This window comes from Pseudomonas sp. R3-57, assembly GCF_051132065.1.
GTDB lineage: Bacteria > Pseudomonadota > Gammaproteobacteria > Pseudomonadales > Pseudomonadaceae > Aquipseudomonas.
Map to the genome: position 1 here is coordinate 4729576 of NZ_CP071655.1, position 24431 is coordinate 4754006.

General features: G+C 61.1%; 23 protein-coding genes. 18 read left to right on the plus strand and 5 right to left on the minus strand.

Annotated features, from left to right (window positions below):
• Nucleotides 1–11 precede the first annotated feature (11 nt).
• Nucleotides 12–707: an OmpA family protein gene (locus tag J3P93_RS21295; protein ID WP_090282103.1), complete on the minus strand. Its 696-nt coding sequence runs from the start codon at nucleotides 705–707 to the stop codon at nucleotides 12–14.
• A gap of 199 nt (nucleotides 708–906) precedes the next feature.
• Here J3P93_RS21295 and J3P93_RS21300 point away from each other — a divergent pair, with 199 nt between their 5' ends.
• Genes J3P93_RS21300 through J3P93_RS21315 form a run of 4 tightly spaced genes read left to right on the plus strand, consistent with a single transcriptional unit; the run spans nucleotide 907 to nucleotide 2623 of the window.
• Nucleotides 907–1404 (plus strand): DUF6231 family protein, encoded by a 498-nt coding sequence (locus J3P93_RS21300; protein WP_434591601.1) that lies wholly within the window; start codon nucleotides 907–909, stop codon nucleotides 1402–1404.
• Nucleotides 1405–1408: 4 nt separating this feature from the next.
• The gene (locus J3P93_RS21305; protein WP_434591604.1) at nucleotides 1409–1885 is read left to right on the plus strand and encodes a YchJ family protein; all 477 of its coding nucleotides are present in this window, start codon (nucleotides 1409–1411) and stop codon (nucleotides 1883–1885) included.
• 43 nt (nucleotides 1886–1928) lie between these two features.
• Nucleotides 1929–2423: an LEA type 2 family protein gene (locus tag J3P93_RS21310; RefSeq protein ID WP_434591607.1), complete on the plus strand. Its 495-nt coding sequence runs from the start codon at nucleotides 1929–1931 to the stop codon at nucleotides 2421–2423.
• The gene (locus tag J3P93_RS21315) at nucleotides 2420–2623 is read left to right on the plus strand and encodes an SEC-C metal-binding domain-containing protein (protein WP_034154967.1); all 204 of its coding nucleotides are present in this window, start codon (nucleotides 2420–2422) and stop codon (nucleotides 2621–2623) included. Before J3P93_RS21310 ends, J3P93_RS21315 begins: the two co-directional genes overlap by 4 nt.
• A 937-nt stretch (nucleotides 2624–3560) precedes the next feature.
• Here the strand turns inward: J3P93_RS21315 and J3P93_RS21320 are convergent.
• The gene (locus tag J3P93_RS21320) at nucleotides 3561–4118 is read right to left on the minus strand and encodes a cysteine hydrolase family protein (RefSeq protein ID WP_434591611.1); all 558 of its coding nucleotides are present in this window, start codon (nucleotides 4116–4118) and stop codon (nucleotides 3561–3563) included.
• Nucleotides 4119–4315: 197 nt separating this feature from the next.
• Here J3P93_RS21320 and J3P93_RS21325 point away from each other — a divergent pair, with 197 nt between their 5' ends.
• The 10 genes from J3P93_RS21325 (at nucleotide 4316) to pdeM (ending at nucleotide 17844) form a co-directional block, all read left to right on the plus strand.
• Nucleotides 4316–6766, plus strand: coding sequence for a penicillin acylase family protein (locus J3P93_RS21325; protein ID WP_434591614.1), 2451 nt, complete (start codon nucleotides 4316–4318; stop codon nucleotides 6764–6766).
• Between the two features lie 444 nt (nucleotides 6767–7210).
• The gene (locus tag J3P93_RS21330) at nucleotides 7211–8245 is read left to right on the plus strand and encodes a ligase-associated DNA damage response exonuclease (RefSeq protein WP_434591617.1); all 1035 of its coding nucleotides are present in this window, start codon (nucleotides 7211–7213) and stop codon (nucleotides 8243–8245) included.
• The gene (locus J3P93_RS21335; RefSeq protein ID WP_434591620.1) at nucleotides 8242–9930 is read left to right on the plus strand and encodes an ATP-dependent DNA ligase; all 1689 of its coding nucleotides are present in this window, start codon (nucleotides 8242–8244) and stop codon (nucleotides 9928–9930) included. The genes J3P93_RS21330 and J3P93_RS21335 overlap by 4 nt, the downstream gene beginning before the upstream one ends.
• A gap of 373 nt (nucleotides 9931–10303) precedes the next feature.
• Nucleotides 10304–11086 carry a transporter substrate-binding domain-containing protein gene (locus J3P93_RS21340; RefSeq protein ID WP_217864204.1) on the plus strand — a complete coding sequence of 261 codons (783 nt, stop codon included), beginning with the start codon at nucleotides 10304–10306 and terminating at the stop codon, nucleotides 11084–11086.
• A 56-nt stretch (nucleotides 11087–11142) separates the two neighbouring features.
• Nucleotides 11143–11871: an ABC transporter permease gene (locus tag J3P93_RS21345; protein WP_090282094.1), complete on the plus strand. Its 729-nt coding sequence runs from the start codon at nucleotides 11143–11145 to the stop codon at nucleotides 11869–11871.
• Nucleotides 11868–12578 (plus strand): ABC transporter permease, encoded by a 711-nt coding sequence (locus J3P93_RS21350; protein ID WP_090282093.1) that lies wholly within the window; start codon nucleotides 11868–11870, stop codon nucleotides 12576–12578. Before J3P93_RS21345 ends, J3P93_RS21350 begins: the two co-directional genes overlap by 4 nt.
• 29 nt (nucleotides 12579–12607) lie before the next feature.
• Complete coding sequence (locus tag J3P93_RS21355) at nucleotides 12608–13726, plus strand: succinylglutamate desuccinylase/aspartoacylase family protein (protein WP_434591625.1); 1119 nt, start codon at nucleotides 12608–12610, stop codon at nucleotides 13724–13726.
• A gap of 13 nt (nucleotides 13727–13739) precedes the next feature.
• The gene (locus J3P93_RS21360; protein ID WP_394599276.1) at nucleotides 13740–14504 is read left to right on the plus strand and encodes an ABC transporter ATP-binding protein; all 765 of its coding nucleotides are present in this window, start codon (nucleotides 13740–13742) and stop codon (nucleotides 14502–14504) included.
• 197 nt (nucleotides 14505–14701) lie between these two features.
• Nucleotides 14702–17191, plus strand: a complete 2490-nt coding sequence (locus J3P93_RS21365) for a ligase-associated DNA damage response DEXH box helicase (protein ID WP_434591628.1) — start codon at nucleotides 14702–14704, stop codon at nucleotides 17189–17191.
• Nucleotides 17188–17844, plus strand: coding sequence for a ligase-associated DNA damage response endonuclease PdeM (gene pdeM / locus J3P93_RS21370; RefSeq protein ID WP_434591631.1), 657 nt, complete (start codon nucleotides 17188–17190; stop codon nucleotides 17842–17844). The genes J3P93_RS21365 and pdeM overlap by 4 nt, the downstream gene beginning before the upstream one ends.
• Before the next feature lie 30 nt (nucleotides 17845–17874).
• Here pdeM and J3P93_RS21375 read toward each other — a convergent pair whose 3' ends face one another.
• Nucleotides 17875–18084 carry a hypothetical protein gene (locus J3P93_RS21375; protein WP_090282088.1) on the minus strand — a complete coding sequence of 70 codons (210 nt, stop codon included), beginning with the start codon at nucleotides 18082–18084 and terminating at the stop codon, nucleotides 17875–17877.
• A 106-nt stretch (nucleotides 18085–18190) separates the two neighbouring features.
• Complete coding sequence (gene dcd, locus J3P93_RS21380; RefSeq protein WP_007940589.1) at nucleotides 18191–18757, minus strand: dCTP deaminase; 567 nt, start codon at nucleotides 18755–18757, stop codon at nucleotides 18191–18193.
• Between the two features lie 355 nt (nucleotides 18758–19112).
• On the opposite strand from dcd, the gene J3P93_RS21385 reads away from it, so the two are divergent.
• Complete coding sequence (locus tag J3P93_RS21385) at nucleotides 19113–19322, plus strand: cold-shock protein (protein ID WP_002554837.1); 210 nt, start codon at nucleotides 19113–19115, stop codon at nucleotides 19320–19322.
• Nucleotides 19323–19441: 119 nt separating this feature from the next.
• Here the strand turns inward: J3P93_RS21385 and J3P93_RS21390 are convergent, their stop codons facing one another.
• A complete protein-coding gene (locus J3P93_RS21390) occupies nucleotides 19442–20449 on the minus strand; it encodes a DUF481 domain-containing protein (RefSeq protein WP_203421000.1) in 1008 nt (335 codons plus the stop codon).
• A gap of 165 nt (nucleotides 20450–20614) precedes the next feature.
• On the opposite strand from J3P93_RS21390, the gene J3P93_RS21395 reads away from it, so the two are divergent.
• The 3 genes from J3P93_RS21395 (at nucleotide 20615) to J3P93_RS21405 (ending at nucleotide 24416) form a co-directional block, all read left to right on the plus strand.
• Nucleotides 20615–20968 (plus strand): MGMT family protein, encoded by a 354-nt coding sequence (locus J3P93_RS21395; protein ID WP_434591636.1) that lies wholly within the window; start codon nucleotides 20615–20617, stop codon nucleotides 20966–20968.
• 43 nt (nucleotides 20969–21011) lie between these two features.
• Complete coding sequence (locus J3P93_RS21400; RefSeq protein WP_434591638.1) at nucleotides 21012–22571, plus strand: AmpG family muropeptide MFS transporter; 1560 nt, start codon at nucleotides 21012–21014, stop codon at nucleotides 22569–22571.
• Nucleotides 22572–22700: 129 nt separating this feature from the next.
• The gene (locus J3P93_RS21405) at nucleotides 22701–24416 is read left to right on the plus strand and encodes a proline--tRNA ligase (RefSeq protein ID WP_434591641.1); all 1716 of its coding nucleotides are present in this window, start codon (nucleotides 22701–22703) and stop codon (nucleotides 24414–24416) included.
• Nucleotides 24417–24431 lie beyond the last annotated feature (15 nt).

Sequence of the window (24431 nt, forward strand, 5' to 3'; positions counted from 1 at the left end):
TGCGAGAGGGCTTAGCGGACGATTTTGATTTCGGTGCGACGGTTCTGCGCGCGACCATCGGCCGACTTGTTATCCGCCACTGGCTGACTTTCACCCAGACCGGACACCGAGACGAAGCTGGCACGTGGCACGCCCTGCTGGATCAGGTATTCCACCACCGAATGCGCACGGCGATCCGAGAGTTTCTTGTTGTAGGCATCGCTGCCGACACTGTCGGTGTGACCGGTCACGGTCAGTTGCGCGGTCGAGGACTCCTGTTTCAGGCGGTCGGCAACCTTGTCCAGTACCTGTTTGTCAGGACCGGTCAGCGTGGCCTTGTCGAACTGGAAGTGCACATCACGGATGACGATGGTTTCTTCCTTGACCACTACCGCTTCTTCAACCACTGGCGCAGGGGCAGGTGGCGGGCAACCGTCAGCATCGACCTGAACGCCTTTAGGCGTGCCCGGGCACTTGTCGCGGCTGTCCGGCACACCGTCGCCGTCTTCATCGCCATCACCGTGAACCCAGCAATAGGCCGCTGCCGTACCACCGACCAGCAGCGCACCGTAACCGGCCCAGGCAGCGCTTTCGGTGGCACCGAGACCGGCGCCGACCACGCCACCGACCGCCGCACAGGTCGGCCAGTCGGTTTTCTGCAAACCTGCACAACCAGTCAACACACTGGTTAGCAGAACCAAGGGTAATGCTGTCCGAACTATGCTCATCTAGTTTTCTCCTGAGGGATCGGCTTAAAACCGATTCAGGGAGTAAAGACCGGAGTTTTAATCTCCGCCAGCAATAGGCCATTGCTGTTTGCGACCGTGTTCACAGGGCTTGGCCAGATTGTCGGGCAAGCGCGCCGACGCAACGCTTTGCCACCGTGCGCAGGCAGGCTAGTCTTGGCGGTCTGATTGAGGAGCATTGATGAACGTCGCCATTTCTTCCCGCACGCCGCAACAGGCATTGGCTGCCTTGCTGGATCGCTACGCGCCGGCGCGCCTGCTGCTGATCGGCGCCAGCGAGTTTCCGGCTTTGAACGCTTTCAAAGAGGCGCATCCGGATACCGTCGTTGCCCATGCGGCACCCGGTACATTGCCCGCCGAACTGGCGGCGCAACGCTTTGATCTGGCGCTGGTCGTCGATTGCCTGGAACATTTGCCCAAGCGGGACGGCCTGAACCTGTTGGGCGGCATCCGTAACCTGAACGCCAGCCGCATCGCAGTATTGGCGGACCTGAGCGCCAGCGGCTGGCAGGAAACCGACTTCTATTCGCTGGCGCTGCAAGCCAGCGAACGTTTCCAGCGCGACGATCAGGTGCTGACCCTGTTCACCTACGATCTGCTTGACTACAAACAAGTCCCCGACTGGCTCAATTCGCGATTCTGGGCCAATCCGGAAAACTTCGGGAAATACTGGTGGTAATGCAATGAGTACAGCCATTTGCCCTTGCGGCAGCGGCAATCTGCTGGAGGCCTGCTGCGGCCATTATCACGAAGGCCACCCGGCACCGTGCGCCGAAGCGCTGATGCGTTCGCGCTACAGCGCTTATGTGCTGGGGCTCATCGATTATCTGGTGGCGACCACCCTGCCCGCTCAGCAAGCAGGGCTGAATCAGCAGGCGATCCGCGACTGGAGCGCGCAGAGCACCTGGCTCGGTCTGGAAGTGGAAAGCTCGGAAGTCTTTGGCGGCCAGCCGGAACACGCCTTCGTCACCTTCACTGCACGCTGGCACGACGACCAGGGCGAGCACAGTCATCGCGAGCGCTCCTCGTTCGTGCAGAACGGCGACCGCTGGTATTTCATCGACCCGACCGTGCCGATGAAGCTGGGGCGCAATGACAATTGCCTGTGTGGCAGCGGGCAGAAGTTCAAGAAGTGCTGCTCGGGGTATTTCGGCGCGTAGACCGGTCGGCGACTAGACTGAGGGTCAAAGGGAGTTCTGCTCGATGCTCGGTCAACGTCACACACTGCAATGGCTGCTTCTGATGCTGGTGCTGAACCTCGGCGGTTGCGCGTCGTGGTTCGGCGACGACAGCGTCGACCCCGCCGTGCATCTGGTGAAAGTCGAAGTGGTGCGGGCGAAACTGCTCGAGCAGAAATTCATCCTGCACTTTCGCGTCGACAACCCCAACGACAGCGAACTGACCGTGCGCGGTCTGGAATACCGTATCCATCTGGCTGACATGCTGCTGGTTGAGGGTGAACACGAGCATTGGTTCAGCGTCGGACCGAAACACAGTGCATATTTCAAGGTGCCGATCCGCACCAACCTGTGGCCGAAGGTCAAGGACGTGGTGAAAATGCTGAAAAAATCCGATCAGCAGATTCCTTATCGCTTGGAGGGCGAAATGGAAACCGGTTTATTCATCGCCCACTACGTGCACCTGAAGCGCAATGGCGTGATAATCCCCGCCGATTTAATTCCGGAGCAACACCGATGACCCAGCAACCCCATGTCCACGGCCCTGACTGCAACCACGATCACGACCATCATCACGAGCATGACCACGGCCACGTGCACGGCCCGAACTGCGGCCACGCCCACCAGGAACCGGTGCGCAACGCCCTGAAAGACGTCGGCCGCAACGACCCGTGCCCATGCGGCAACGGCAAGAAATTCAAGAAGTGCCACGGCGCCTGATACGCCGGGCGAAGCATCTCTTCGCCCGTTAGATCGCCATCGCGAGCAGGCTCGCTCCCACCTTTGCCCGCGTTATTCAATTGCAATGCGGTCCACTGGGGGAGCGAGCCTGCTCGCGAAGAAGCAGGCACATCCAGCAGGGTTGTCGCCTGATCCACCGCCATGGCTTGCAGGCAAGCTCCCACAAAAAACCGCCGCTTTCTCAGGCCGAGTGTCAGCTCGCCTGCTGTTGATCTAGATCACCGGCGATGTCGAAGGCTTCGGAGCCTGAAAATCAAAAGCCCCTCACCCTAGCCCTCTCCCGGAGGGAGAGGGGACTGACCGTGGTGGTTGGGCTAGATACGCAAATCTGAGATACCGAGTCGAATGCGAATTTCGAATCCAACCAAAATCGACTCCCTCTCCCTCGGGAGAGGGCTGGGGTGAGGGGCGAATCCAACCCAAATACCAAGCCAACCACCCGCTTCTAACCACTCAACAATGAGCGTTAGCTCGAGTGCTCTTGATCTTGCTTTTGATCCACCGGCGACGTCGGAAGGCTGAGCGCAGGGATTGATCCGGGCGTGGGAGCGCAGCGACCGTCTGGCGCAGCCAGACACAGCGGAAGGAGGTGCAGCGCAGCAAACCGTAGCCGCTGCGCCCGGATCGATCCCGGAGCGAAGGAACCCGAGCCTGCGAGGGCCGAACGCAGGAGCAAGCCTTTTCGGTTACCTTTTTGGCGTTTGAAAAAGGTGACCCGCTGTAAAAGCGGAACCCTAAGCGGTCGTTACCGCAGCAACGGATATGTACACCGCAACCAAAAAAAAACCAGCGCCTGAAAGAAAGCCATCGCTTGCAGGCAAGCTCCCATATTTGGAATGCATTCCATCCGGAAGAACACGGTCCCCTGTGGGAGCCAGCCTGCTGGCGATGACGCCGGCATCTCCAATAGAGACATTCAGCCAGCCGCCAGAACCCGGGCACTGCTGACAACCGTCGCATACTCCCCGTGCAAATTCCCCAGCGACATCCCGTGCACCTCCTCAGCCGTACGCGGTGTGCCGAAATAATCGGCCTTGTCGAAAGTAAAACACCCGTCTTCCACCACCCACGCGTCGAACCCCAGATTGCCAGCGGTGCGCGCGGTTGATTCCACCGAGTTGTGAGTGGCCACGCCGACAATCACCAGTTGCCCAATCCCCGCCCCGCGCAATCGTGCCTCCAGTCCAGTGGCAGAAAACGCATCCGGCACCTGCTTCTGAACCAGCCACTCGCCCTGCTGCTGCACAAATCGTGACTGAAACTCAACACCCTCCTGCTCCGGCGAGAACACCGAATCCGGCGAGCGCGACAGATGCTGGACATGGATCACCGGGCGCGCGGTCCGGCGCCATAGCACCAACAGATCAAGCATCCGTTCTTCTGCCTGCGGGTTATTTCTGCGCCCGAGACGCAGATGCAGAATGCCTTTTTGTTGATCAATGATGATCAATGCAGCGTTGCCCTTGCGCTCCATGGCGATTTTTCTCACGAGGTTTGATCGGTTTTCCTCAGTTCACCATCACCGCTTCGCGTCAGGCAACTGCAAACGCGTCGACTGACCGCCTACCACTGAAGAAATAACCGCTCACCCCGCTTGCGCGGCCCTCGCCTGCTCACTAACGTAGCGCCTTTATTGCGCCCCCAGCCTTTGTCCCTCCAGGAGCTTCGCCCATGGCCTCGCCAGCCCTTACACATTTTCTTCCCCGGTTCGGCGTTGCCGCAGCAGTGGCCGGTGTCCTGGGCCTGTCCGGTTGCCAGACCTGGAACGCGCAAGACAGCCTGCCACCGGCCTCCGGCGTGCAGCCACTCAAGGGCCTGGCGCAGAACGTTTCGGTACGCCGCAACGCCATGGGCATGCCGTTGATCGAAAGCAACACCTTCCACGATGCGCTGTTCAGCCTTGGCTACGTGCACGCCAGCGACCGCATCAACCAGATGGTCACCTTGCGTCTGCTGGCGCAGGGCCGTCTGGCGGAAATGTCCGGGGCCTCGCTGCTCGATGCCGACCGCTACATGCGGGCGGTCAACCTGAAGAAGAGCGCTGGCGAGTTGTACAAGGCTTCGTCGCCACGCCTCAAACGCTTCTTCGAAGTCTATGCGCGGGGCGTCAACGCCTACCTGTTCCGCTACGCCGACAAGCTGCCGGGCGATCTCGCCGCCAGCGGCTACAAGCCTGAATACTGGAAACCGGAAGATTCGGCGCTGATCTTCGCCCTGCTGAATTTCAGTCAGTCGGCCAACCTGCCGGAAGAAATCCAGTCGCTGGTGCTCGCACAAACCGTCACCAGCGACAAACTCGCCTGGCTGACGCCCTCCGCGCCGGATGAAAACCTGCCGTTGGCCGAGGCCGACAAGCTGCAAGGTCTCAAGCTAAACGGGCAGATTCCCGGGCTGAGCGAATTGAGCAACGCCAGCCAGCAACTGTCGGCGCTGAACCTGCTCGGTGCGACGTCGGCGAACAACTGGGCGATCGCCCCGCAACGCAGTCGCAGCGGCAAGAGCCTGCTGGCCAGCGACGCCCACGGGCCGCTGATGGCGCCGTCGCTGTGGAGCTTCGTGCAGATCCGCGCGCCGAAATATCAGGCGGCCGGGGTGACCATCGCCGGTTTGCCGATGGTGCTGGGCGGTTTCAACGGCAAAGTCGCTTGGAGCATGACCAGCGTGCTCGGCGACAATCAGGACCTGTTCCTGGAAAAAATCCGCCGCCAGGGCAGCAGCCTGACCTACGAGGTCAACGGCAAATGGCAGCCACTGGGCATGCGCAACGAAACCTATTTCGTCAAAGGCCAGCGACCGATTCGCGAAGCGGTGTATGAAACCCGTCACGGCGCGCTGCTCAACAGCGCTCAAGCGGCGGCGCAAGGCAGCGGTTTCGGCCTGGCCTTGCAAACCCCGAGCTTCACCGACGATAAATCGCTGGACGCGTTTTTTGACCTGACCCGCGCGCAAACCGTCGAACGTGCTTCCGACGCCAGCCGCGAAATCCGTGCTATCACCACCAATCTGGTGTTCGCCGATGCGAGCAACATTGGCTGGCAGGTCACCGGACGCTTCCCCAACCGCCGTGAAGGCGAAGGCCTGCTGCCCTCGCCGGGCTGGGAAGGTCGGTATGACTGGGACGGTTACGCCGACCCGATGCTGCACCCCTACGATCAGGATCCGGCGCAAGGCTGGCTCGGCACCGCCAACCAGCGCGTGATCCCCGACGGTTACGGCATGCAGTTATCGAAATCCTGGGCGGCGCCGGAGCGCGGCGAGCGCCTGGCGGAACTGCCCGGCAGCGCAAAGCACGACAGTCGCAGCGTGATCGCCATGCAGTACGACCAGACCACGACTTTTGCCACCAAGCTGAAGAAGGTCTTTGAAGCGCCGGGCATGAAACAACCGCTGAAGCAGGCGATTGACGCCCTGCCGGAAGCCGAGCGCAGCAAGGCCCGCGAAGCCTTTACGCGACTGATGGCGTTCGACGGCAAGCTCAGCCCGACCTCGGCGGATGCGGCGCTGTATGAATTGTTCCTGCAGGAAAGCATGAAGCAGATCTTCCTCGACGAACTGGGTCCGCAATCGAGCCCGGCGTGGAAAGCGTTTATCGCCAACGGTGACACATCCTACGCAGCGCAGGCCGACCATTTGCTCGGTCGCGAGGACAGCCCGTTCTGGGATGACGTGCGTACGCCGCAAAAAGAAGACAAGGCGCAGATTCTCGCTCGCAGCCTCGCCGCTGCGATCAGTGCGGGCGACAGTCAGTTGGGCGGCGATCACCGCGCCTGGCAGTGGGGCAAATTGCACAGCTATCAGTGGAGCAATGCCAACGGCCAGACCGTGCGCGGGCCGCTGGCGGCAGGTGGCGATCACACGACGCTGAACACGGCGGCGTTCGCCTGGGGGCAGGATTTTGCGACCACGCGAGCACCCTCGATGCGTTTCATCGTCGACTTCGGCCAGGCGGAACCGCTGATGGGGCAGAACGGTACCGGGCAGTCGGGCAATCCGCTCAGCCCGAATTACCTCAACGGCATCGATGCGTGGCTGAAGGGGCAGTACATCGGCTTGCCGATGCAGCCGCAGAATTTTGACCGGGTGTATGGCAAGACCCGACTGACTCTGACACCCGGGAAATAGGCCACGGATCAAGAGCCCCTCACCCTAGCCCTCTGCCAAAGGGAGAGGGGACTGATTGGGGGATGCTTGAGAAATTCGCCGACCTGATCGAGCGAGGCTGAATCCGGCATGGATTTCATTTTGCCGAAACCGGCACTGATCGTTCCCACGCTCCGCGTGGGAATGCCTCAACGGACGCTCCGCGTTCGGCTCTGGAGGGGACGCGGAGCGTCCCGGGCTGCGTTCCCACGCAGAGCGTGGGAACGATCAGAGTGGATCGGCTTCCGGGCGAGGTCAGTCCCATATTCAGCTCGGTCCATCAGGTCGATATACCTCGTCAGACACTTCGCTCGGCCCCCTCTCCCTCTGGGAGAGGGCTGGGGTGAGGGTAGCGCGGCAAAACCGATCGAACTTCCAGCCTCACGCCCGCCTCATAACTAACAAGCCCCCCATTCCGGTCACGACATGGATCTTGTTATCGCCCGACCCGAAGGTCTCTATTGCCCCGCCGGAGATTTCTATATCGATCCGTGGCGCCCGGTCCAACGTTCGGTCATCACCCATGCCCACGGCGACCATGCGCGCACGGGCAATCAGCATTACCTGTCCAGCAGCGCCAGCGAAGGGATTCTCCGTGCACGACTGGGGCAAGACATCAACCTGCAGACCCTGCCCTACGGCCAGCGCCTGACGCACCACGGTGTCACCTTGAGTTTTCACCCGGCCGGCCATGTGCTCGGTTCAGCGCAGGTGCGCCTGGAATACGGTGGCGAAGTCTGGGTCGCGTCGGGCGACTACAAGGTCGAACCGGACGGCACCTGCGCGCCGTTCGAACCGGTGCGTTGCCACACGTTCATCACCGAATCGACCTTCGGCCTGCCGATCTACCGCTGGCAGCCACAAGCGCAGATATTTGCCGAGATCAATCAATGGTGGGCCGCCAACATCGCCTCCGGCAAAGCCAGCGTGTTGCTCTGTTATTCATTCGGCAAGGCTCAGCGAATTCTGCACGGCATCGACGCCAGCCTCGGGCCGATCCTCAGCCACGGCGCAGTCGAGCCGCTGAACCGGGTCTATCGCGAAGCCGGCGTGTATTTGCCACCAACCCTCTACGCCGGAGACATAAAGAAAAGCGACCCGATCATGCGCCAGGCACTGGTCATCGCCCCGCCTTCGGCCGGTGGCAGTACGTGGATGCGCCGTTTCGGTGAATTCAGTGACGGTTTCGCCAGTGGCTGGATGCGTTTGCGCGGTACCCGGCGGCGGCGTGGCGTCGATCGCGGCTTCGTCCTTTCCGACCACGCCGACTGGCCGGGCCTGCTGTGGGCCATCGAACAGACCGGCGCAGAACGGGTGATGGTCACTCACGGTTCGATCGGCGTATTGGTGCGCCACCTGCGTGAAAAAGGTCTGGATGCGCAAGGCTTCAGCACCGAGTACGGCGATGATGAAGAAGAAAGCAGCGCCAGCGAGCCCGCCCTCGCCGAGGTGCCGACATGAAAGCGTTCGCCGAGCTGTACGCCGAACTCGACGCAACCACCTCAAGCAACGCCAAACTGACGGCCATGCAGGCCTACTTCGCCCAGGCCGAACCCCAGGATGCGGCGTGGGCGGTGTACTTTCTTTCCGGCGGCCGGCCCCGGCAACTGGTCCCGGTAAAAATCCTGCGCGAGTTGGCGGTCGAGGTCTCCGGTCTGGAACCGTGGCTGTTCGAGGAGAGCTATCAGGCGGTCGGCGATCTGGCGGAAACCATATCCTTGGTGTTGCCGGAAAACCCGCACAGCTCCGAGGCCGGTCTCGCTGAGTGGATCGAAGACAAACTGCTGCCGCTGCGCGGCGAAACCCCGGATTATCTGGCGCGGCAACTGCCGGCACTGTGGGTGCAACTCGATCGCGCGAGCCTGATGCTGTGCATCAAACTGATCACCGGCAGCTTCCGCGTCGGCGTGTCGAAACTGCTGGTCACCCGCGCGCTGGCATCGATGGCCGGGCTCGACAGTAAACGTGTCGCGCAGCGACTGGTCGGCTACACCGACCTGTCCAACCGGCCGAGCGCCGCCAGTTATCTGAAACTGATCGCCGCCGAATCGGCTGACGAACATGCCCAACGCGGCGGTCAGCCCTACCCGTTCTTCCTCGCCCACGCCTTGTCGCAACCGGTCGATCAGTTCGACGCATTGCTCGGCCCGGTCAGCGACTGGCAGGTGGAATGGAAGTGGGATGGCATTCGTGCGCAAGTGGTCAAGCGTGACGGCCGTTTGTGGGTGTGGTCGCGGGGTGAGGAACTGGTTACCGAACGGTTTCCCGAACTTGACGTGCTGGTGCATGGATTACCGGATGGCACGGTCATCGACGGTGAAATCGTTGTCTGGAAAAGCACCCATCCGAGCACCGAAGACGCCTTCAATCCGCAGTCCACGGCGCCGCCGGCGGTTCAACCCTTCGCTCTGCTGCAACAACGCATCGGCCGCAAGACCCTCGACAAGAAAATTCTCGAAGACGTGCCGGTGGTGGTGCTGGCCTACGACCTGCTGGAATGGCAGGGCGAAGACTGGCGCAACCAGACCCAGGCCAGACGCCGCGAACAACTGGAAGCCGTGATCGCGCGCTGCAACAGTCCGGTGCTGTTGCCGTCGCCGGTGCTGACCGGCGGCGACTGGGCCGATCTTGCCCAACAACGCGAGGCCTCGCGGCGCCTCGGAGTCGAGGGCATGATGCTCAAGGCACGCGACGCGCTGTATGGCGTCGGACGGACCAAGGACATGGGCGTGTGGTGGAAATGGAAAGTCGACCCGTTCAGCGTCGATGCGGTGTTGATCTACGCACAACGCGGTCACGGTCGCCGCGCCAGCCTGTACAGCGACTACACCTTCGCCGTGTGGGACGGTCCGCCGGAGTCGAGCCAACGTTCGCTGGTGCCGTTTGCCAAGGCCTATTCAGGGCTGACCGATGAGGAGATGCGCCAGGTCGACAGCATCGTGCGCAAGACCACGGTGGAGAAGTTCGGCCCGGTCAGCAGCGTCAAACCCAGCCTGGTGTTCGAACTGGGTTTCGAAGGCATCGCCCTGTCACGGCGACACAAGAGCGGAATTGCCGTGCGCTTCCCGCGCATGCTGCGTTGGCGCAAGGATAAAACCGTCGAAGAGGCTGACAGCCTCGCTACCTTGCAAGATCTGCTGGCCTGATCCTGGCCCCGCCCCGGTGATCGCGGTCATCGCGGTGATCGTTCCCACGCTCTGCGTGGGAATGCCTCAACGGACGCTCCGCGTTCGGTTTTGGAAGGGACGCAGAGCGTCCCGGGCTGCGTTACCACGCAGAGCGTGGGAACGATCAAGGTGAGCAGTCGAGCGCCGAGCAGTGCAAAGCCCCAAAACTGTGCAAGAATCCAGACCCAGCCCAGCGCACGCACCAACCGCGTGCTCGCCCTCGTGTCTCAATCTTTTAAAACACCTGTTCGGCACTCTGGTTCGGAAATTGCTACTTTCTATAGGTCGTAAGCGTTGCAGTAACAATAATTCTGCGCCACAAGCGCTCATATTGGTTCTTAGGGATTGAATAATGAAAAAAGCATTGCTGACCCTTTCTGCACTGGCGTTGTGCATGGCCGCCGGCTCCGCGCTGGCCAAGGAATACAAAGAGCTGCGCTTTGGCGTTGACCCTTCGTACGCACCGTTCGAGTCGAAAGCGGCCGATGGCAGCCTGGTGGGCTTCGATATCGATCTGGGTAACGCGATCTGCGCCGAACTGAAGGTCAAGTGCAAGTGGGTCGAAAGCGATTTCGACGGCATGATTCCGGGCCTCAAGGCCAACAAGTTCGACGGTGTGATCTCGTCGATGACCGTGACCCCGGCGCGCGAGAAAGTCATCGACTTCTCCAGCGAGCTGTTTTCCGGCCCGACCGCTTACGTGTTCAAGAAAGGCTCGGGCATCACCGCTGACGTAGCGTCGCTGAAGGGCAAAACCGTCGGTTACGAGCAAGGCACCATTCAGGAAGCCTACGCCAAAGCCGTGCTGGACAAGGCTGGGGTAAAAACCCAGGCCTATCAGAACCAGGATCAGGTTTACTCCGACCTGACTTCCGGTCGTCTCGACGCCGGTATCCAGGACATGCTGCAAGCCGAACTGGGCTTTTTGAAGTCGCCTAAAGGCGCCGAATATGAAATCAGCCAGCCGGTCGACAGCGAACTGCTGCCAGCGAAAACGGCTGTCGGTATCAAGAAAGGTAACACTGAGCTGAAAGCGCTTTTGGATAAAGGTATCAAAGCGTTACACGACGACGGCAAATACGCCGAGATTCAAAAGAAACACTTTGGCGATCTGAATCTGTACAGCGGCAAATAATGCCCCGGCGCCCATCATTGATGGGCGCCTTTTCCATCCGTTCAGGTTGCTGATTTATGTTTGAAACCCTTCTGCAAAATCTGGGGCTGGCCTCCTTCAGTCTGCAGGGCTTCGGCCCGTTGCTGCTGGCAGGCACCTGGATGACCATCAAGTTATCGGCGATGTCGCTGCTGGTGGCCGTGTTGCTCGGCCTGCTCGGCGCCAGTGCCAAACTGTCGAAAGTCAAACTGCTGCGCCTGCCCGCCCAGCTCTACACCACGCTGATCCGCGGCGTGCCGGACCTGGTGCTGATGCTGCTGATCTTCTACAGCCTGCAAACCTGGCTGACGTCGCTAACCGACTACATGGAATGGGAATACATCGAGATCGACCCGTTCAGCGCCGGCGTACTGACCCTGGGCTTCATTTATGGCGCGTATTTCACCGAAACCTTCCGTGGCGCGATCCTCGCAGTGCCGCGCGGTCAGGTCGAAGCGGCCACCGCCTATGGCCTGAAACGCGGTCAGCGCTTTCGCTTCGTGGTGTTTCCGCAAATGATGCGTTTCGCCCTGCCGGGCATCGGCAATAACTGGATGGTCATGCTCAAGGCCACCGCGCTGGTGTCGATCATCGGCCTCGCCGACCTGGTCAAAGCCGCGCAAGATGCCGGTAAAAGCACCTATCAACTGTTCTACTTCCTGGTCCTTGCCGCGTTGATCTATCTGCTGATCACCAGTGCGTCCAACTTCATTCTGCGCTGGCTCGAGCGTCGCTACGCGGCCGGTGCGCGGGAGGCCGTGCGATGATCGAACTCCTCCAGGAATACTGGCGCGCCTTCCTGTATACCGACGGCCAGAACATCACCGGGCTGGCGATGACGATGTGGCTGCTGACCGCCTCGATCTGCATCGGCTTCATCGTCTCGATTCCGCTGTCGATTGCCCGCGTCTCGCCGCACTTCTACATTCGCTGGCCGGTGCAGTTCTACACCTATCTGTTCCGGGGCACGCCGCTGTATATCCAGCTGCTGATCTGCTACACCGGGATCTACAGTCTGGCGGCGGTGCGTGAACAACCGCTGCTCGACAGTTTCTTTCGCGATGCGATGAACTGCACGATCCTCGCCTTTGCCTTGAATACCTGCGCCTACACCACGGAGATTTTCGCCGGGGCGATTCGCAGCATGAACCACGGCGAAGTCGAAGCGGCCAAGGCTTACGGCCTGACCGGCTGGAAGCTGTATGCGTATGTGATCATGCCATCGGCGCTGCGCCGGTCGTTGCCGTATTACAGCAACGAAGTGATCCTGATGCTGCACTCGACCACCGTGGCCTTCACCGCGACCATTCCCGACATCCTCAAAGTCGCGCGGGACGCCAACTCGGCAACGTTCCTGACTTTTCAGTCGTTCGGCATTGCCGCGCTGATCTACCTGACCATCACCTTTGCGCTGGTCGGCCTGTTCCGTCTCGCCGAACGGCGCTGGCTGGCCTTCCTCGGGCCGACGCACTAGGCCCAGCTCAGGAACTAAAGAGATAAACCATGCGCCACCTGATTCATGACTTGCTGGCCCCGCTGCCGGGGACCGCTCGACAGATTCACAGCTTTCACTTCGGCCCGGAGCAGGCCAAGGGCAAGGTGTACATCCAGTCCTCGCTGCATGCCGACGAACTGCCCGGCATGCTGGTGGCCTGGCACCTCAAGCAACGGCTGGCCGAGCTGGAAGCCGCCGGCCGCCTGCGCAGCGAAATCGTGCTGGTGCCAGTGGCCAATCCGGTCGGCCTCGAGCAAGTACTGATGGACGTGCCGCTGGGTCGCTACGAGCTGGAGAGCGGGCAGAACTTCAACCGCCGGTTCGTCGACCTCAGCGAGGAAATCGGCAACGCCATCGAAGGCCAGCTCAGCGACGACCCGCAACACAACCTCGAACTGATCCGCGCCAGCCTGCGCGCCGCCCTCGCACGCCAGACCGCTAGCACGCAACTGCAATCCCAGCGCCTGACTCTGCAACGGCTGGCCTGCGACGCCGACATGGTGCTCGACTTGCACTGCGACTTTGAATCGGTGGTGCACCTTTACACCACGCCCGAAGCCTGGCCGCAGGTCGAGCCGCTGGCGCGTTACATCGGTGCCCAGGCGAGCCTGCTCGCTACTGACTCTGGCGGTCAGTCCTTCGACGAATGCTTCACCCTGCTCTGGTGGCAACTGAAGGAACGCTTCGGCGAACACTTCGAGATTCCGCTGGGCAGTTTCTCGGTCACCGTCGAGTTGCGCGGTCAGGGTGACGTCACTCATCCGCTGGCCAGCCGCGACTGCCAGGCGCTGATCGACTATCTGATCCAGTTCGATGCGATCGTCGGCGAAACCAAGCCGCAGCCGTCCTTGCCCTACCCTGCCACGCCGTTGGCCGGCGTCGAGCCGGTGACCACCCCGGTCGGTGGCCTGCTGGTGTACACCGCCACTGCCGGGCAGTACCTGGAGGCCGGTCAGCAGATCGCCGAAATCATCGACCCGATCCACGATCGCGTCACCCCCATTCATTGCACCGCCGCGGGCCTGCTGTATGCACGCTCGCTGCGACGCATGGCCACTGCCGGCATGGTCATCGCCCACGTTGCGGGCGCCGAAGCCTACCGCAGCGGCTACCTACTTTCGCCTTGAGGATGTTCGTCCCATGTACAAACTGACCGTTGAAGGCCTGCATAAAAGCTATGGCGACCATCAGGTGCTCAAAGGCGTTTCGCTCAAGGCCAGGACCGGCGACGTGATCAGCCTGATCGGTGCCAGCGGCTCGGGCAAAAGCACATTTTTGCGCTGCATCAACTTTCTCGAGCAACCCAACGACGGCGCCATGAGCCTCGATGGCCAGTCGATCCGCATGGTCACCGATCGCCACGGCATGCACGTCGCCGACGCCAATGAACTGCAGCGCTTGCGCACGCGACTGGCCATGGTGTTCCAGCATTTCAATCTGTGGAGCCACATGACCGTACTGGAAAACATCACCATGGCCCCGCGCCGGGTGCTGGGTTGCAGCAAACAGGAAGCCGACGACCGCGCCCGCCGCTATCTGGACAAGGTCGGCCTGCCGGCGCGGGTCGCCGAGCAATACCCGGCGTTTCTCTCCGGCGGCCAGCAACAGCGCGTGGCGATTGCCCGGGCGCTGGCGATGGAACCGGAAGTCATGCTGTTCGACGAGCCCACCTCGGCGCTGGACCCGGAACTGGTCGGCGAAGTGCTCAAGGTGATTCAGGGCCTGGCCGAGGAAGGCCGGACCATGATCATGGTCACCCACGAAATGAGTTTCGCGCGCAAGGTGTCGAACCAGGTGCTGTTTCTGCACCAGGGTTTGGTCGAAGAAGAAGGTGCGCCGGAGGATGTGTTGGGCAATCCGAAAAGCGAACGGCTGAAGCAGTTCCTCAGCGGCAACCTGAAATAACGCCGTACACGATTCCCCTGTAGGAGTGAGCCTGCTCGCGATAGCGTCATACCAGTCGATGCATTTGTGACTGTTACACCGCTATCGCGAGCAGGCTCACTCCTACATAAAAGCATTCCGCGCCTGCCTTAAAAATCAAACTTGTCCCCCCGCTTCGCTGTCTCTGAAAAAACCCCTCCTGAGCGTACGCAGCCGGCATGGCGAAATCCCCCGACCTTGCAAAAACCTGGTTCAGCGCCCGCGGCTGGAAGCCGTTCGCGTTCCAGAAGCAGGTGTGGGCCGCGGTGAAAAACGGCGAGTCCGGGCTGCTGCATGCCAGCACCGGTGCCGGTAAAACCTACGCTGTGTGGTTCGCAGCGCTCAACCGCTACGCCCGTGCGCGAACTGCCGTCGAAACACCGCGCAAACGCAAACCACCCGCCGAACCGCTGACCGTGCTGTGGATCACCCCAATGCGCGCGCTGGCCGCTGACACCGCGCGCGCCTTGCAGGCACCGGTTGATGACTTGAACCTGCCCTGGAGCATCGGCCTGCGCACCGGCGACACCAGTAGCAGCGAGCGCGCCCGTCAGGGCCGGCGCCTGCCGACTGCGCTGATCACCACGCCAGAGAGCCTGACGCTGCTGCTCGCCCGTGCCGATGCGCGCACGGCGCTGTCGACCTTGCGCATGATCGTCGTCGATGAATGGCACGAGTTGCTCGGCAACAAGCGCGGCGTGCAATTGCAACTGGCCCTCGCCCGCCTGCGTCATTGGCAGCCGGAGCTGATCGTCTGGGGCGTCTCTGCCACGCTCGGTAATCAATCCCACGCTGAACAGGTGCTGATCCCACAGGGTGGGGGCGTGAGTGTGCAAGGACAAAGCGAAAAAGCGCTGGCCGTCGACACCTTGCTCCCACCGGCCATCGAGCGCTTTCCGTGGGCCGGGCACATCGGCCTGAAGATGCTGCCGCAAGTGGTCGCCGAACTGGATGCCTGTGCCAGCAGCCTGGTGTTCACCAATACCCGAGCGCAATCGGAAATCTGGTATCAGGCCCTGCTTGAAGCACGGCCGGATTGGGCCGGGTTGATCGCCTTGCATCACAGCTCGCTGTCGCGTGACACCCGTGACTGGGTGGAGCAGGCACTGAAGGCCGGGCACTTGAAAGCCGTGGTGTGCACCTCCAGCCTAGATCTGGGCGTGGATTTTCTGCCGGTCGAGCGCGTGCTGCAGATCGGTTCGGCCAAAGGCGTCGCACGTCTGATGCAACGTGCCGGGCGTTCCGGTCACGCACCGGGGCGCACCTCGCGGGTGACGCTGGTGCCAACCCACAGCCTGGAACTGATCGAAGCGGTGGCCGCCCGCGATGCGGTCGAGCAGCGCCGCATCGAGCCGCGTCTGTCGCCGCACAAGCCTTTGGATGTGCTGGTGCAGCATCTGGTCAGCATGGCCCTTGGCGGTGGGTTTATTCCTGAAGATTTGTACGAAGAGGTCCGCGGCGCCTGGGCTTATCGCGACCTGACGCTGGCTGACTGGGCCTGGGCGCTGGCATTCGTACGCCATGGCGGGATGTCTCTGACAGCCTATCCGGATTATCGCCGAGTCGAGCCCGACGAACAGGGCGTCTGGCGGGTGCCGGATGCGCGTCTGGCGCGTCGCCACCGGATGAGCATCGGCACCATCGTCAGCGATGCGAGCATCAACCTGAAATTCTGGAGCAAGGGCGGCGGTGGCAAGCAACTGGGCAGCGTCGAAGAAGGGTTTATCGCCCGGCTCAAACCGGGAGACGGTTTTTTGTTCGCCGGGCGCTTGCTGGAATTGGTGCGCGTGGAAAACATGACCGCCTACGTCAAACGCAGCACCGCGAAAAAAGCCGCGGTGCCACGCTGGAATGGCGGGCGCATGCCGCTTTCAAACGAGCTGGCCGAAGCCGTGGTCAGGCGCTTCACGGCAGCCGCTCAAGGTGAATTCGCCGGGCCGGAAATGCACGCGCTGCGGCCATTGCTGGACACGCAGATGCGCTGGTCCGGCCTGCCCACCGAGGAAAACCTGCTGGCCGAGGTACTGAAATCCCGCGAAGGCTGGCACCTGTTTCTTTACCCGTTCGCCGGGCGCCAGGTGCATCTGGGGCTGGCGAGTCTGTTGGCCTGGCGGGTCAGCCAGCGCCAGCCGGTGACGTTCTCGATTGCAGTGAATGACTACGGACTGGAGCTGCTCAGCGCTACGCCCGTCGATTGGGCTCAACACTTGAATGGCGCGCTGTTTAATCCCGATCATCTGTTAGCCGACGTGCTGGCCAGCCTCAACGCGGGCGAACTGGCGTTACGGCGTTTTCGTGAGATCGCGCGGATCGCCGGGCTGGTCTTCGCCGGTTACCCCGGCGCGCCGAAAAGCACCCGCCAGGTGCAGGCGTCGAGCGGTCTGTTTTTTCAAGTATTCAAACAATACGATGCCGAAAACCTGCTGCTCGCTCAGGCCGGCGAGGAAGTGTTGCGAGAAGAACTGGATATCGCTCGACTGGAGCAGACCTTGCAGCGGATCAACCGAATGAAACTCGATGTGCATTTAATCAAACGCCCGACACCGTTGGGCTTTCCGCTACTGGTCGAGCGCATGCGTGAAAGCATGAGTTCGGAAAAACTGGCCGACAGGATCAGAAGAATGGTGGGTGATCTGGAAAAAACCGCTGACAACGGCAAGTCGTCATGAGCGTGGCGTATCCGGTGCGCCTGGCCGGCGAGGAATTGTGGTTGCTGCCAGAAAAAGCCCTGTACTGGCCGGCGCAGGAGGCACTACTGATCGTCGATGTGCATTTCGGCAAGGCAGCGGCCTATCGCAGTCTCGGCCAGCCGGTGCCGCATGGCACCACTGCGAGCAATATCGCGGTGATCGATGCGTTACTGGCGAAGCTGCCCTGCCGGCAGTTGATCTTCCTCGGCGATTTCCTCCACGGGCCCGGCTCGCATGCGCCGAACACGCTGAACGCGTTGGCAGAGTGGCGGGCGCGGCACGCTGAGCTGCCGATGACGCTGATTCGCGGAAACCACGACAAACGCGCGGGCGACCCACCAGCCTCGCTGAATATTCGCGTGGTGCCAGAACCGCTGCTGCTGGGCCCTTTTGCCTTGCAACATGAACCCGACCCGCATCCCGAACGGCACGTACTCGCCGGCCATGTGCATCCGGTCTATCGACTGCACGGCAAGGGGCGTCAGAGCCTGCGTCTGGCCTGTTTCCGGCTGGGCGAGCGCATCAGCCTGATGCCGGCGTTCGGGGCGTTTACCGGGGGTTTTCAGGTCGAGCGCGACGAAACCTGCAGAGTCTTCGTGATCGGCGATAACGAAATATGGCCCGTCAGTTAGTAACTGGCGGGCCATACCGGTGACAGTGGGTCAGGCGACAGGCGCCGGAGGCGGTTCGTCCGGCAGAGTTGGCTCGCCGGGTTCGGTCGGTTGTTCATTGGGAGTATCGGGATCGGGCTGACCGGGAACTCCGCCAGCCGCGCTCAGAGGCGGATGCGCCAACAAGGACCAGGCCAATACGCCAACCTGATTGGGCTCAAGCCTTGCCAGTTCGGCAGTGATTTGCGGATCGATCTTCATAGGGCACTCCTCGGCGAAGGCCCGTTTCGCTGGAAACAAAAACGGGCAGTACACCTCATAGAGTGTCTGCCCGCCGAAGAATTCCCGCGTTCCGTCGGATGACCGATCAGGTGCGCGGCAAGGTCACGCCACGCTGGCCCTGGTACTTGCCGCCGCGATCCTTGTAGGAGACTTCGCATTCCTCGTCGGATTCGAGGAAGAGCATCTGCGCCACGCCTTCGTTGGCGTAGATTTTCGCCGGCAGGTTGGTGGTGTTGGAGAACTCCAGCGTCACGTGGCCTTCCCACTCGGGTTCCAGCGGCGTGACGTTGACGATGATGCCGCAGCGCGCGTACGTGCTCTTGCCCAGACAGATGGTCAGCACATTACGCGGAATGCGGAAGTACTCGACGGTGCTGGCCAGGGCGAACGAGTTCGGCGGGATGATGCAGACGTCACTGTGGATATCGACGAAGCTGCCGGCGTCGAAGTTCTTCGGGTCGACGATGGCCGAGTTGATGTTGGTGAACACCTTGAAGTGGTTGGTGCAACGCACATCGTAGCCGTAGCTCGATACGCCGTAGGAAATCACTCGGCTGTCGTCGCTGCCGCGCATCTGGCGCTCGACGAACGGTTCGATCATCCCGTGTTCCTGCGCCATGCGGCGAATCCACTTGTCCGATTTGATGCTCATGGCGGGTTTGTCCTGAATAGCGAGGTGGAAAAATTCTGTCCGGCATCTTACCGGGCGCGCCGCCTCGTTCAAAGTGCGCACTGCAATTCTCGGCGAACACCCCGTATTTACGCGCTGTGGCGACGAACCGTCGCACCGCCGATCCCGAAAACACAGAAACCTTTGCAACAAGCATTGGCACGTTCCGGAAAAAGGGTTAAGGTGGCGTCACTGTGTTGCTTGTGTCACTGAGAATCTCTACACGATATGTTGAATTTCGATCCAACCATCTACAAGAATTTTTCCTGCTCTTTGCACTCAGTCTCGGCCAGGGTTCTTCCTGAGTCGCAGTTATCTTTGTTCAAGGAGTTACACCATGTCTAATCGCCAAACCGGTACCGTTAAGTGGTTCAACGATGAAAAAGGCTTCGGCTTCATCACTCCACAATCCGGTGACGACCTGTTCGTTCACTTCAAAGCTATCCAATCCGACGGCTTCAAAAGCCTGAAAGAAGGCCAACAGGTTTCTTTCATCGCTACCCGCGGTCAGAAAGGCATGCAAGCTGAAGAAGTACAAGTTATCTAACTTGTAGCTTCTTTAGAAAAGAGCCCCGCCCTTAAAAGCGGGGCTTTTTTGTGGGCGTCTGTTTTGTCCAGGCAAAAAAAATCGCAGCCCGACAACCGCTGCGATTTTTTATCGATGACTTACCAGGCCACGCCAAACCCTGCGGTATAGCGTGTCTTGTTCAGATCGGCATCGTTGGTACCGCTGATGATGTCGCGTTCGGCCTTGAGGTTGAGCGACGCCCAGTCGGTGACCTTGTAGCGCAGACCCAGCTCGGCATCCAGCGCGTAATCGGCCACGCCCGAGAGTGGCTTGCCGACTTCACCGTTGGTGAAGAACTCGACTTTCTTGCCGATCAGGTAGCGGTTGTAGTCCCACTTCATGGCGACGGAATAGAAGTTGTCCTTGCTGCCATCGCGGTATTCGTAATCGGTGCGGTTGAGCAGCGAGCCCAGCGAGAACGCCCCCAATTCATCGTCCCAGAACTGGTAGCCAGGACCGGTACCGACCACCCGCTGGCGCGCCAGCTCTTCGATGTGGTCACGCTTGTAGTTCAGGCGACCCTGCCAGAACCACTGATCGGTAATGAAGCGGTCGAGGGAGTACTCGGCGCGCCAGTTGTTGGTGGTGGTTTCGGCATCCTGCACTTCGCGGTTGTACTCACCTTCGGCGGTATGGCGCCAGCGACCGTGGCGCGCCGAGGTCTTGAACGCGACATCGTAGTCATCGGTGTCTTTCTCGGCGCGCTGATAATCCAGTGCCAGGTCGACATTGCCCTTCCAGACCAGGTCAGTGACGATCGGTTTTGGCTTGAGGATCTGTTGAATGCTCGCCAGCTCGACGGTTTTCGGCGCGTCACCGTTGGCCAGGGTGACCTTGCCGTCGTCCGCCGCAGTCAGCGATTTGGAGACTTCGCCGGTGTAAGCGTCCTGCTTGACCAGCAGGTGCTGCTCGCTCTCCAGGGTCTTGACCTCTTTCCAGTCGATGGTCACCGCACCGGCATATTTGGTCTGGATCAACAGCTTGCCGCCATCGAAGACGCTGATGGTGCCGCTCAACTTGTCACCGTTCTTCAACCAGACGGTGTCGGCAAGCAAGGGCGTGGACGCACTGAAAACAGCTAGGCACAGCAGGGATCTGGAAAACATAGGCGAATCGAGGGCTCAAGTTGTCGGAAAAAGGTCGGCATTATCCGTAGGAATAAGACCCTGACAAGGACTGACCGGACGATTTCCAATGAGTTCATTTCTCAACTGCGTGGCGACGGATTACTCTGAACGTCTTGAAAAAGACCCTGCTCAGGAACCACGCCCGTGACAGCACCCACCGACGCTCATGACAGCGAAGCGCAAATCCGACGCACGGCGCTCTACTCCACTCTCGCGCAAGTACCCGAGGGCAAAGTGGTCAGCTATGGTCAGTTGGCCGAACTGGCTGGGTTGGGACGCGCCGCGCGCTGGGTCGGACGAACCCTGAGTCAGTTGCCCGCTAATACCCGGTTGCCATGGCACCGGGTGCTGGGCGCTGGCGGGCGGATCAGCCTTCCTGTGGGCAGCCCGTCCGGCGATGAACAACGGGCGCGACTGCGCATGGAAGGCATCACCGTCCAGAACAATCGTGTGGATATTCGGCGCCATGGCTGGCGTCCGGTAGAGCACAGCGGTTAGAGTGCGCGCTTTGTTTTCGCAATCTTGAGGCAGACTTCAGCCCATGCCCCGTAAAACCTGGCGCGCCGCGCTCGCCGCCTATGCCAGTCCTTCGACGCTCGTGCTGTTGTTGCTCGGTTTTGCCGCCGGCCTGCCGTACATGCTGGTGTTCTCAACGCTTTCGGTCTGGCTGCGTGAAGCCGGCGTCGCCCGTGAAACCATCGGCTACGCCAGCCTGATCGGTCTGGCCTACGCGTTCAAATGGGTCTGGTCGCCGCTGCTCGATCAATGGCGCCTCCCTCTGCTCGGCAAGCTCGGCCGTCGCCGTTCGTGGCTGGTGCTATCGCAGGCACTGGTGATTCTCGGGCTGATCGGCATGGGTTTCTGCGATCCGCAGAAACATCTGTCCTGGCTGATCGCTATTGCGGTGGTCGTCGCTTTTGCCTCCGCCACTCAGGATATTGCCGTCGACGCCTATCGCCTGGAAATCGCCGATGACAGCAGGCAAGCGGCGCTCGCCGCCAGCTACATGTCCGGCTACCGCGTCGCCGCCCTGCTCGCCACCGCCGGCGCGCTGTTCTTCGCCGAAGGCTTCGGCTCCACCGGTTTCAACTATAAGCACGCCGCCTGGACGGGTACTTATGTGCTGTTCGGCGCATTGATGGCTCCGGCACTGCTGACCACACTGTTCATGCGCGAGCCGCCCGTACCGCTGCGTACGCAGTTGCAGGCCGGGCGTTACACCTTCATGCATCAGCTGATGTCGGTGTTCGTGCTGATCATCCTGCTGGTGTCCGTGCCGGCGATGTTCACTCAGCTCTACAACACCGATTTCGCCAGCGTGCTGTTCGGCGACATGAGCCCGCTCGACCTGTTACTGGAAGATCGCGCATTCCTGCGCGCCATTCTCTATACCCTGCTCACCGGCCTGTGCCTTTCAGCCATGGGCCGCCGCGGCCTGGCGCCGGTGCTGACCCCGGTCAACGACTTCATTTTGCGTTACCGCTGGCAGGCGCTGCTGCTGCTCGGCCTGATCGCCACCTATCGCATGTCGGACACGGTCATGGGCGTGATGGCCAACGTGTTCTATATCGACCAGGGCTTCACCAAGGATCAGATCGCCAGCGTCAGCAAGATTTTCGGCCTGATCATGACCCTCGTCGGTGCCGGCATGGGCGGCCTGCTGATCGTGCGCTTTGGCATTCTGCCGATTCTGTTTATCGGCGGTGTAGCCTCGGCGGGGACCAACCTGCTGTTCGTGATGCTCGCTGACATGGGCCCGAACCTGCAGATGCTGGTGGTGACCATCTCTCTGGATAACTTCAGTTCCGGCCTGGCGACCTCGGCGTTCGTGGCCTACCTGTCGAGCCTGACCAACCTCAAGTTCTCGGCCACTCAATACGCCCTGCTCAGCTCGATCATGCTGCTGCTGCCGCGGCTGATGGGCGGCTATTCCGGCGTGCTGGTGGAAAAGTTCGGTTATCACAGTTTCTTCCTCATCACCGCCCTGCTCGGCGTGCCGACGCTGGTACTGATCGCGCTGCACTGGTTTCAGGAGAGCCGTCGCGAAGGCCCGACGCCAACGCCCGAGCCCGCACCGACTCCGGTCGTCGAAGAATCGTAAGACGTTTCGCCGATGGCGCGAGGAATCCCGCCCTCGGACCTCACCAGCGGCCGCATACCTGTACGTCGACAAAACTCGCCGGTACACTGCTCCGTCATTTCCAGTCAAAGCAACCGACAACGGCCAACCATGCGCACCAGTCAATTTTTGCTCGCCACACAGAAAGAAACGCCTTCCGATGCGGTCGTGATCAGCCACCAGCTGATGCTGCGCGCCGGCATGATCCGCAAACTCGCCTCGGGCCTGTACACCTGGCTGCCCATGGGCCTGCGAGTGATGCGCAAGGTTGAAGCCATCGTTCGCGAAGAAATGAACGCGGCCGGCTCTCTGGAAGTGTTGATGCCGAGCACCCAACCGGCCGAGCTGTGGCAGGAATCGGGGCGCTGGGAAGAATACGGTCCTGAGCTGCTGCGCATCAAAGACCGCCACGGTCGCGACTTCTGCGCGGGCCCGACCCACGAAGAAGTGATCACCGATCTGATGCGCAACGAGTTGAGCAGCTACAAGCAGCTGCCGATCAACCTGTACCAGATCCAGACCAAATTCCGTGACGAAATCCGCCCGCGCTTCGGTTTGATGCGCGGCCGCGAATTCATCATGAAGGACTCGTATTCCTTCCACGCCGATCAGGCATCGCTGCAGGTCACCTATGACCGCATGCATGAAGCCTACTGCAACATCTTCACCCGCCTGGGCCTGAAATTCCGTCCGGTTGAAGCCGACAACGGCTCGATCGGTGGCGCCGGTTCGCACGAGTTCCACGTATTGGCCGAGTCCGGCGAAGACGACATCGTCTTCAGCAACGGTTCCGACTACGCGGCGAACATCGAGAAAGCCGAAGCCGTGCCACGGGAAACTTCGCGTCCGGCGCCGGCTGAAGAACTGCGTCTGGTCGATACGCCAGACACCAAGACCATCGCGGCCCTGGTGGAAAAATTCAATCTGCCGATTGAAAAGACCATCAAGACCCTGATCGTGCGCGCCGAAGAAGAAGGCAAGCTGATCGCGCTGGTCGTTCGTGGCGACCACGAACTCAACGAAATCAAGGCCGCCCAGCAACCAGGCGTGGCCAGCCCGCTGGTCATGGCCACCGATGCCGACCTGCGTGACGCGATTGGCGCCGGCGCCGGTTCGCTCGGCCCGCTGAACCTGCCGCTGCCGATCATCATCGACCGCTCGGTCGAACTGATGAGCGACTTCGCGATTGGCGCGAACATCGACGACAAGCACTACTTCGGCGTGAACTGGGAGCGTGACCTGCCGGTTCCGACCGTTGCTGACCTGCGTAACGTCGTCGCCGGCGACCCAAGCCCGGACGGCAAGGGCACGCTGGAGATCAAGCGCGGCATCGAAGTCGGGCACATCTTCCAGCTGGGCAACAAGTACAGCAAGGCGATGAAGTGCGAAGTGCTGGGCGAGAACGGCAAGCCGGTGACCCTGGAAATGGGTTGCTACGGCATAGGCGTGTCCCGCGTGGTTGCAGCGGCGATCGAGCAGAACAACGACGAAAACGGCATCATCTGGAGCGACACCCTGGCGCCGTTCCAGATTGCTCTGGTGCCGCTGCGTTATGAAACCGAGCAGGTGCGCGAAGCCACCGACAAGCTGTACGCCGAACTGACGGCTGCCGGCTTCGAAGTGCTGCTGGACGATCGCGACAAGAAAACCAGCCCGGGCATCAAGTTCGCAGACATGGAGCTGATCGGCATTCCACACCGGATCGTGGTCAGCGACCGCGGCCTCGCCGAAGGCAACCTGGAATACAAGAGTCGTACCGAAGGCGAAGCGCAAGCATTGCCGGTCGCCGACGTACTGTCCTTCCTGCAGGCCCGTATCCGCCGCTGAAACCAGATAGAGACG

What these genes read in the sequence shown, in the direction of transcription:
- J3P93_RS21295 (WP_090282103.1), bottom strand. Translation starts at nt 707, where the DNA reads ATGAGCATAGTTCGGACAGCATTACCCTTGGTTCTGCTAACCAGTGTG.
- J3P93_RS21300 (WP_434591601.1), top strand. Translation starts at nt 907, where the DNA reads ATGAACGTCGCCATTTCTTCCCGCACGCCGCAACAGGCATTGGCTGCC.
- J3P93_RS21305 (WP_434591604.1), top strand. Translation starts at nt 1,409, where the DNA reads ATGAGTACAGCCATTTGCCCTTGCGGCAGCGGCAATCTGCTGGAGGCC.
- J3P93_RS21310 (WP_434591607.1), top strand. Translation starts at nt 1,929, where the DNA reads ATGCTCGGTCAACGTCACACACTGCAATGGCTGCTTCTGATGCTGGTG.
- J3P93_RS21315 (WP_034154967.1), top strand. Translation starts at nt 2,420, where the DNA reads ATGACCCAGCAACCCCATGTCCACGGCCCTGACTGCAACCACGATCAC.
- J3P93_RS21320 (WP_434591611.1), bottom strand. Translation starts at nt 4,118, where the DNA reads ATGGAGCGCAAGGGCAACGCTGCATTGATCATCATTGATCAACAAAAA.
- J3P93_RS21325 (WP_434591614.1), top strand. Translation starts at nt 4,316, where the DNA reads ATGGCCTCGCCAGCCCTTACACATTTTCTTCCCCGGTTCGGCGTTGCC.
- J3P93_RS21330 (WP_434591617.1), top strand. Translation starts at nt 7,211, where the DNA reads ATGGATCTTGTTATCGCCCGACCCGAAGGTCTCTATTGCCCCGCCGGA.
- J3P93_RS21335 (WP_434591620.1), top strand. Translation starts at nt 8,242, where the DNA reads ATGAAAGCGTTCGCCGAGCTGTACGCCGAACTCGACGCAACCACCTCA.
- J3P93_RS21340 (WP_217864204.1), top strand. Translation starts at nt 10,304, where the DNA reads ATGAAAAAAGCATTGCTGACCCTTTCTGCACTGGCGTTGTGCATGGCC.
- J3P93_RS21345 (WP_090282094.1), top strand. Translation starts at nt 11,143, where the DNA reads ATGTTTGAAACCCTTCTGCAAAATCTGGGGCTGGCCTCCTTCAGTCTG.
- J3P93_RS21350 (WP_090282093.1), top strand. Translation starts at nt 11,868, where the DNA reads ATGATCGAACTCCTCCAGGAATACTGGCGCGCCTTCCTGTATACCGAC.
- J3P93_RS21355 (WP_434591625.1), top strand. Translation starts at nt 12,608, where the DNA reads ATGCGCCACCTGATTCATGACTTGCTGGCCCCGCTGCCGGGGACCGCT.
- J3P93_RS21360 (WP_394599276.1), top strand. Translation starts at nt 13,740, where the DNA reads ATGTACAAACTGACCGTTGAAGGCCTGCATAAAAGCTATGGCGACCAT.
- J3P93_RS21365 (WP_434591628.1), top strand. Translation starts at nt 14,702, where the DNA reads ATGGCGAAATCCCCCGACCTTGCAAAAACCTGGTTCAGCGCCCGCGGC.
- pdeM (WP_434591631.1), top strand. Translation starts at nt 17,188, where the DNA reads ATGAGCGTGGCGTATCCGGTGCGCCTGGCCGGCGAGGAATTGTGGTTG.
- J3P93_RS21375 (WP_090282088.1), bottom strand. Translation starts at nt 18,084, where the DNA reads ATGAAGATCGATCCGCAAATCACTGCCGAACTGGCAAGGCTTGAGCCC.
- dcd (WP_007940589.1), bottom strand. Translation starts at nt 18,757, where the DNA reads ATGAGCATCAAATCGGACAAGTGGATTCGCCGCATGGCGCAGGAACAC.
- J3P93_RS21385 (WP_002554837.1), top strand. Translation starts at nt 19,113, where the DNA reads ATGTCTAATCGCCAAACCGGTACCGTTAAGTGGTTCAACGATGAAAAA.
- J3P93_RS21390 (WP_203421000.1), bottom strand. Translation starts at nt 20,449, where the DNA reads ATGTTTTCCAGATCCCTGCTGTGCCTAGCTGTTTTCAGTGCGTCCACG.
- J3P93_RS21400 (WP_434591638.1), top strand. Translation starts at nt 21,012, where the DNA reads ATGCCCCGTAAAACCTGGCGCGCCGCGCTCGCCGCCTATGCCAGTCCT.
- J3P93_RS21405 (WP_434591641.1), top strand. Translation starts at nt 22,701, where the DNA reads ATGCGCACCAGTCAATTTTTGCTCGCCACACAGAAAGAAACGCCTTCC.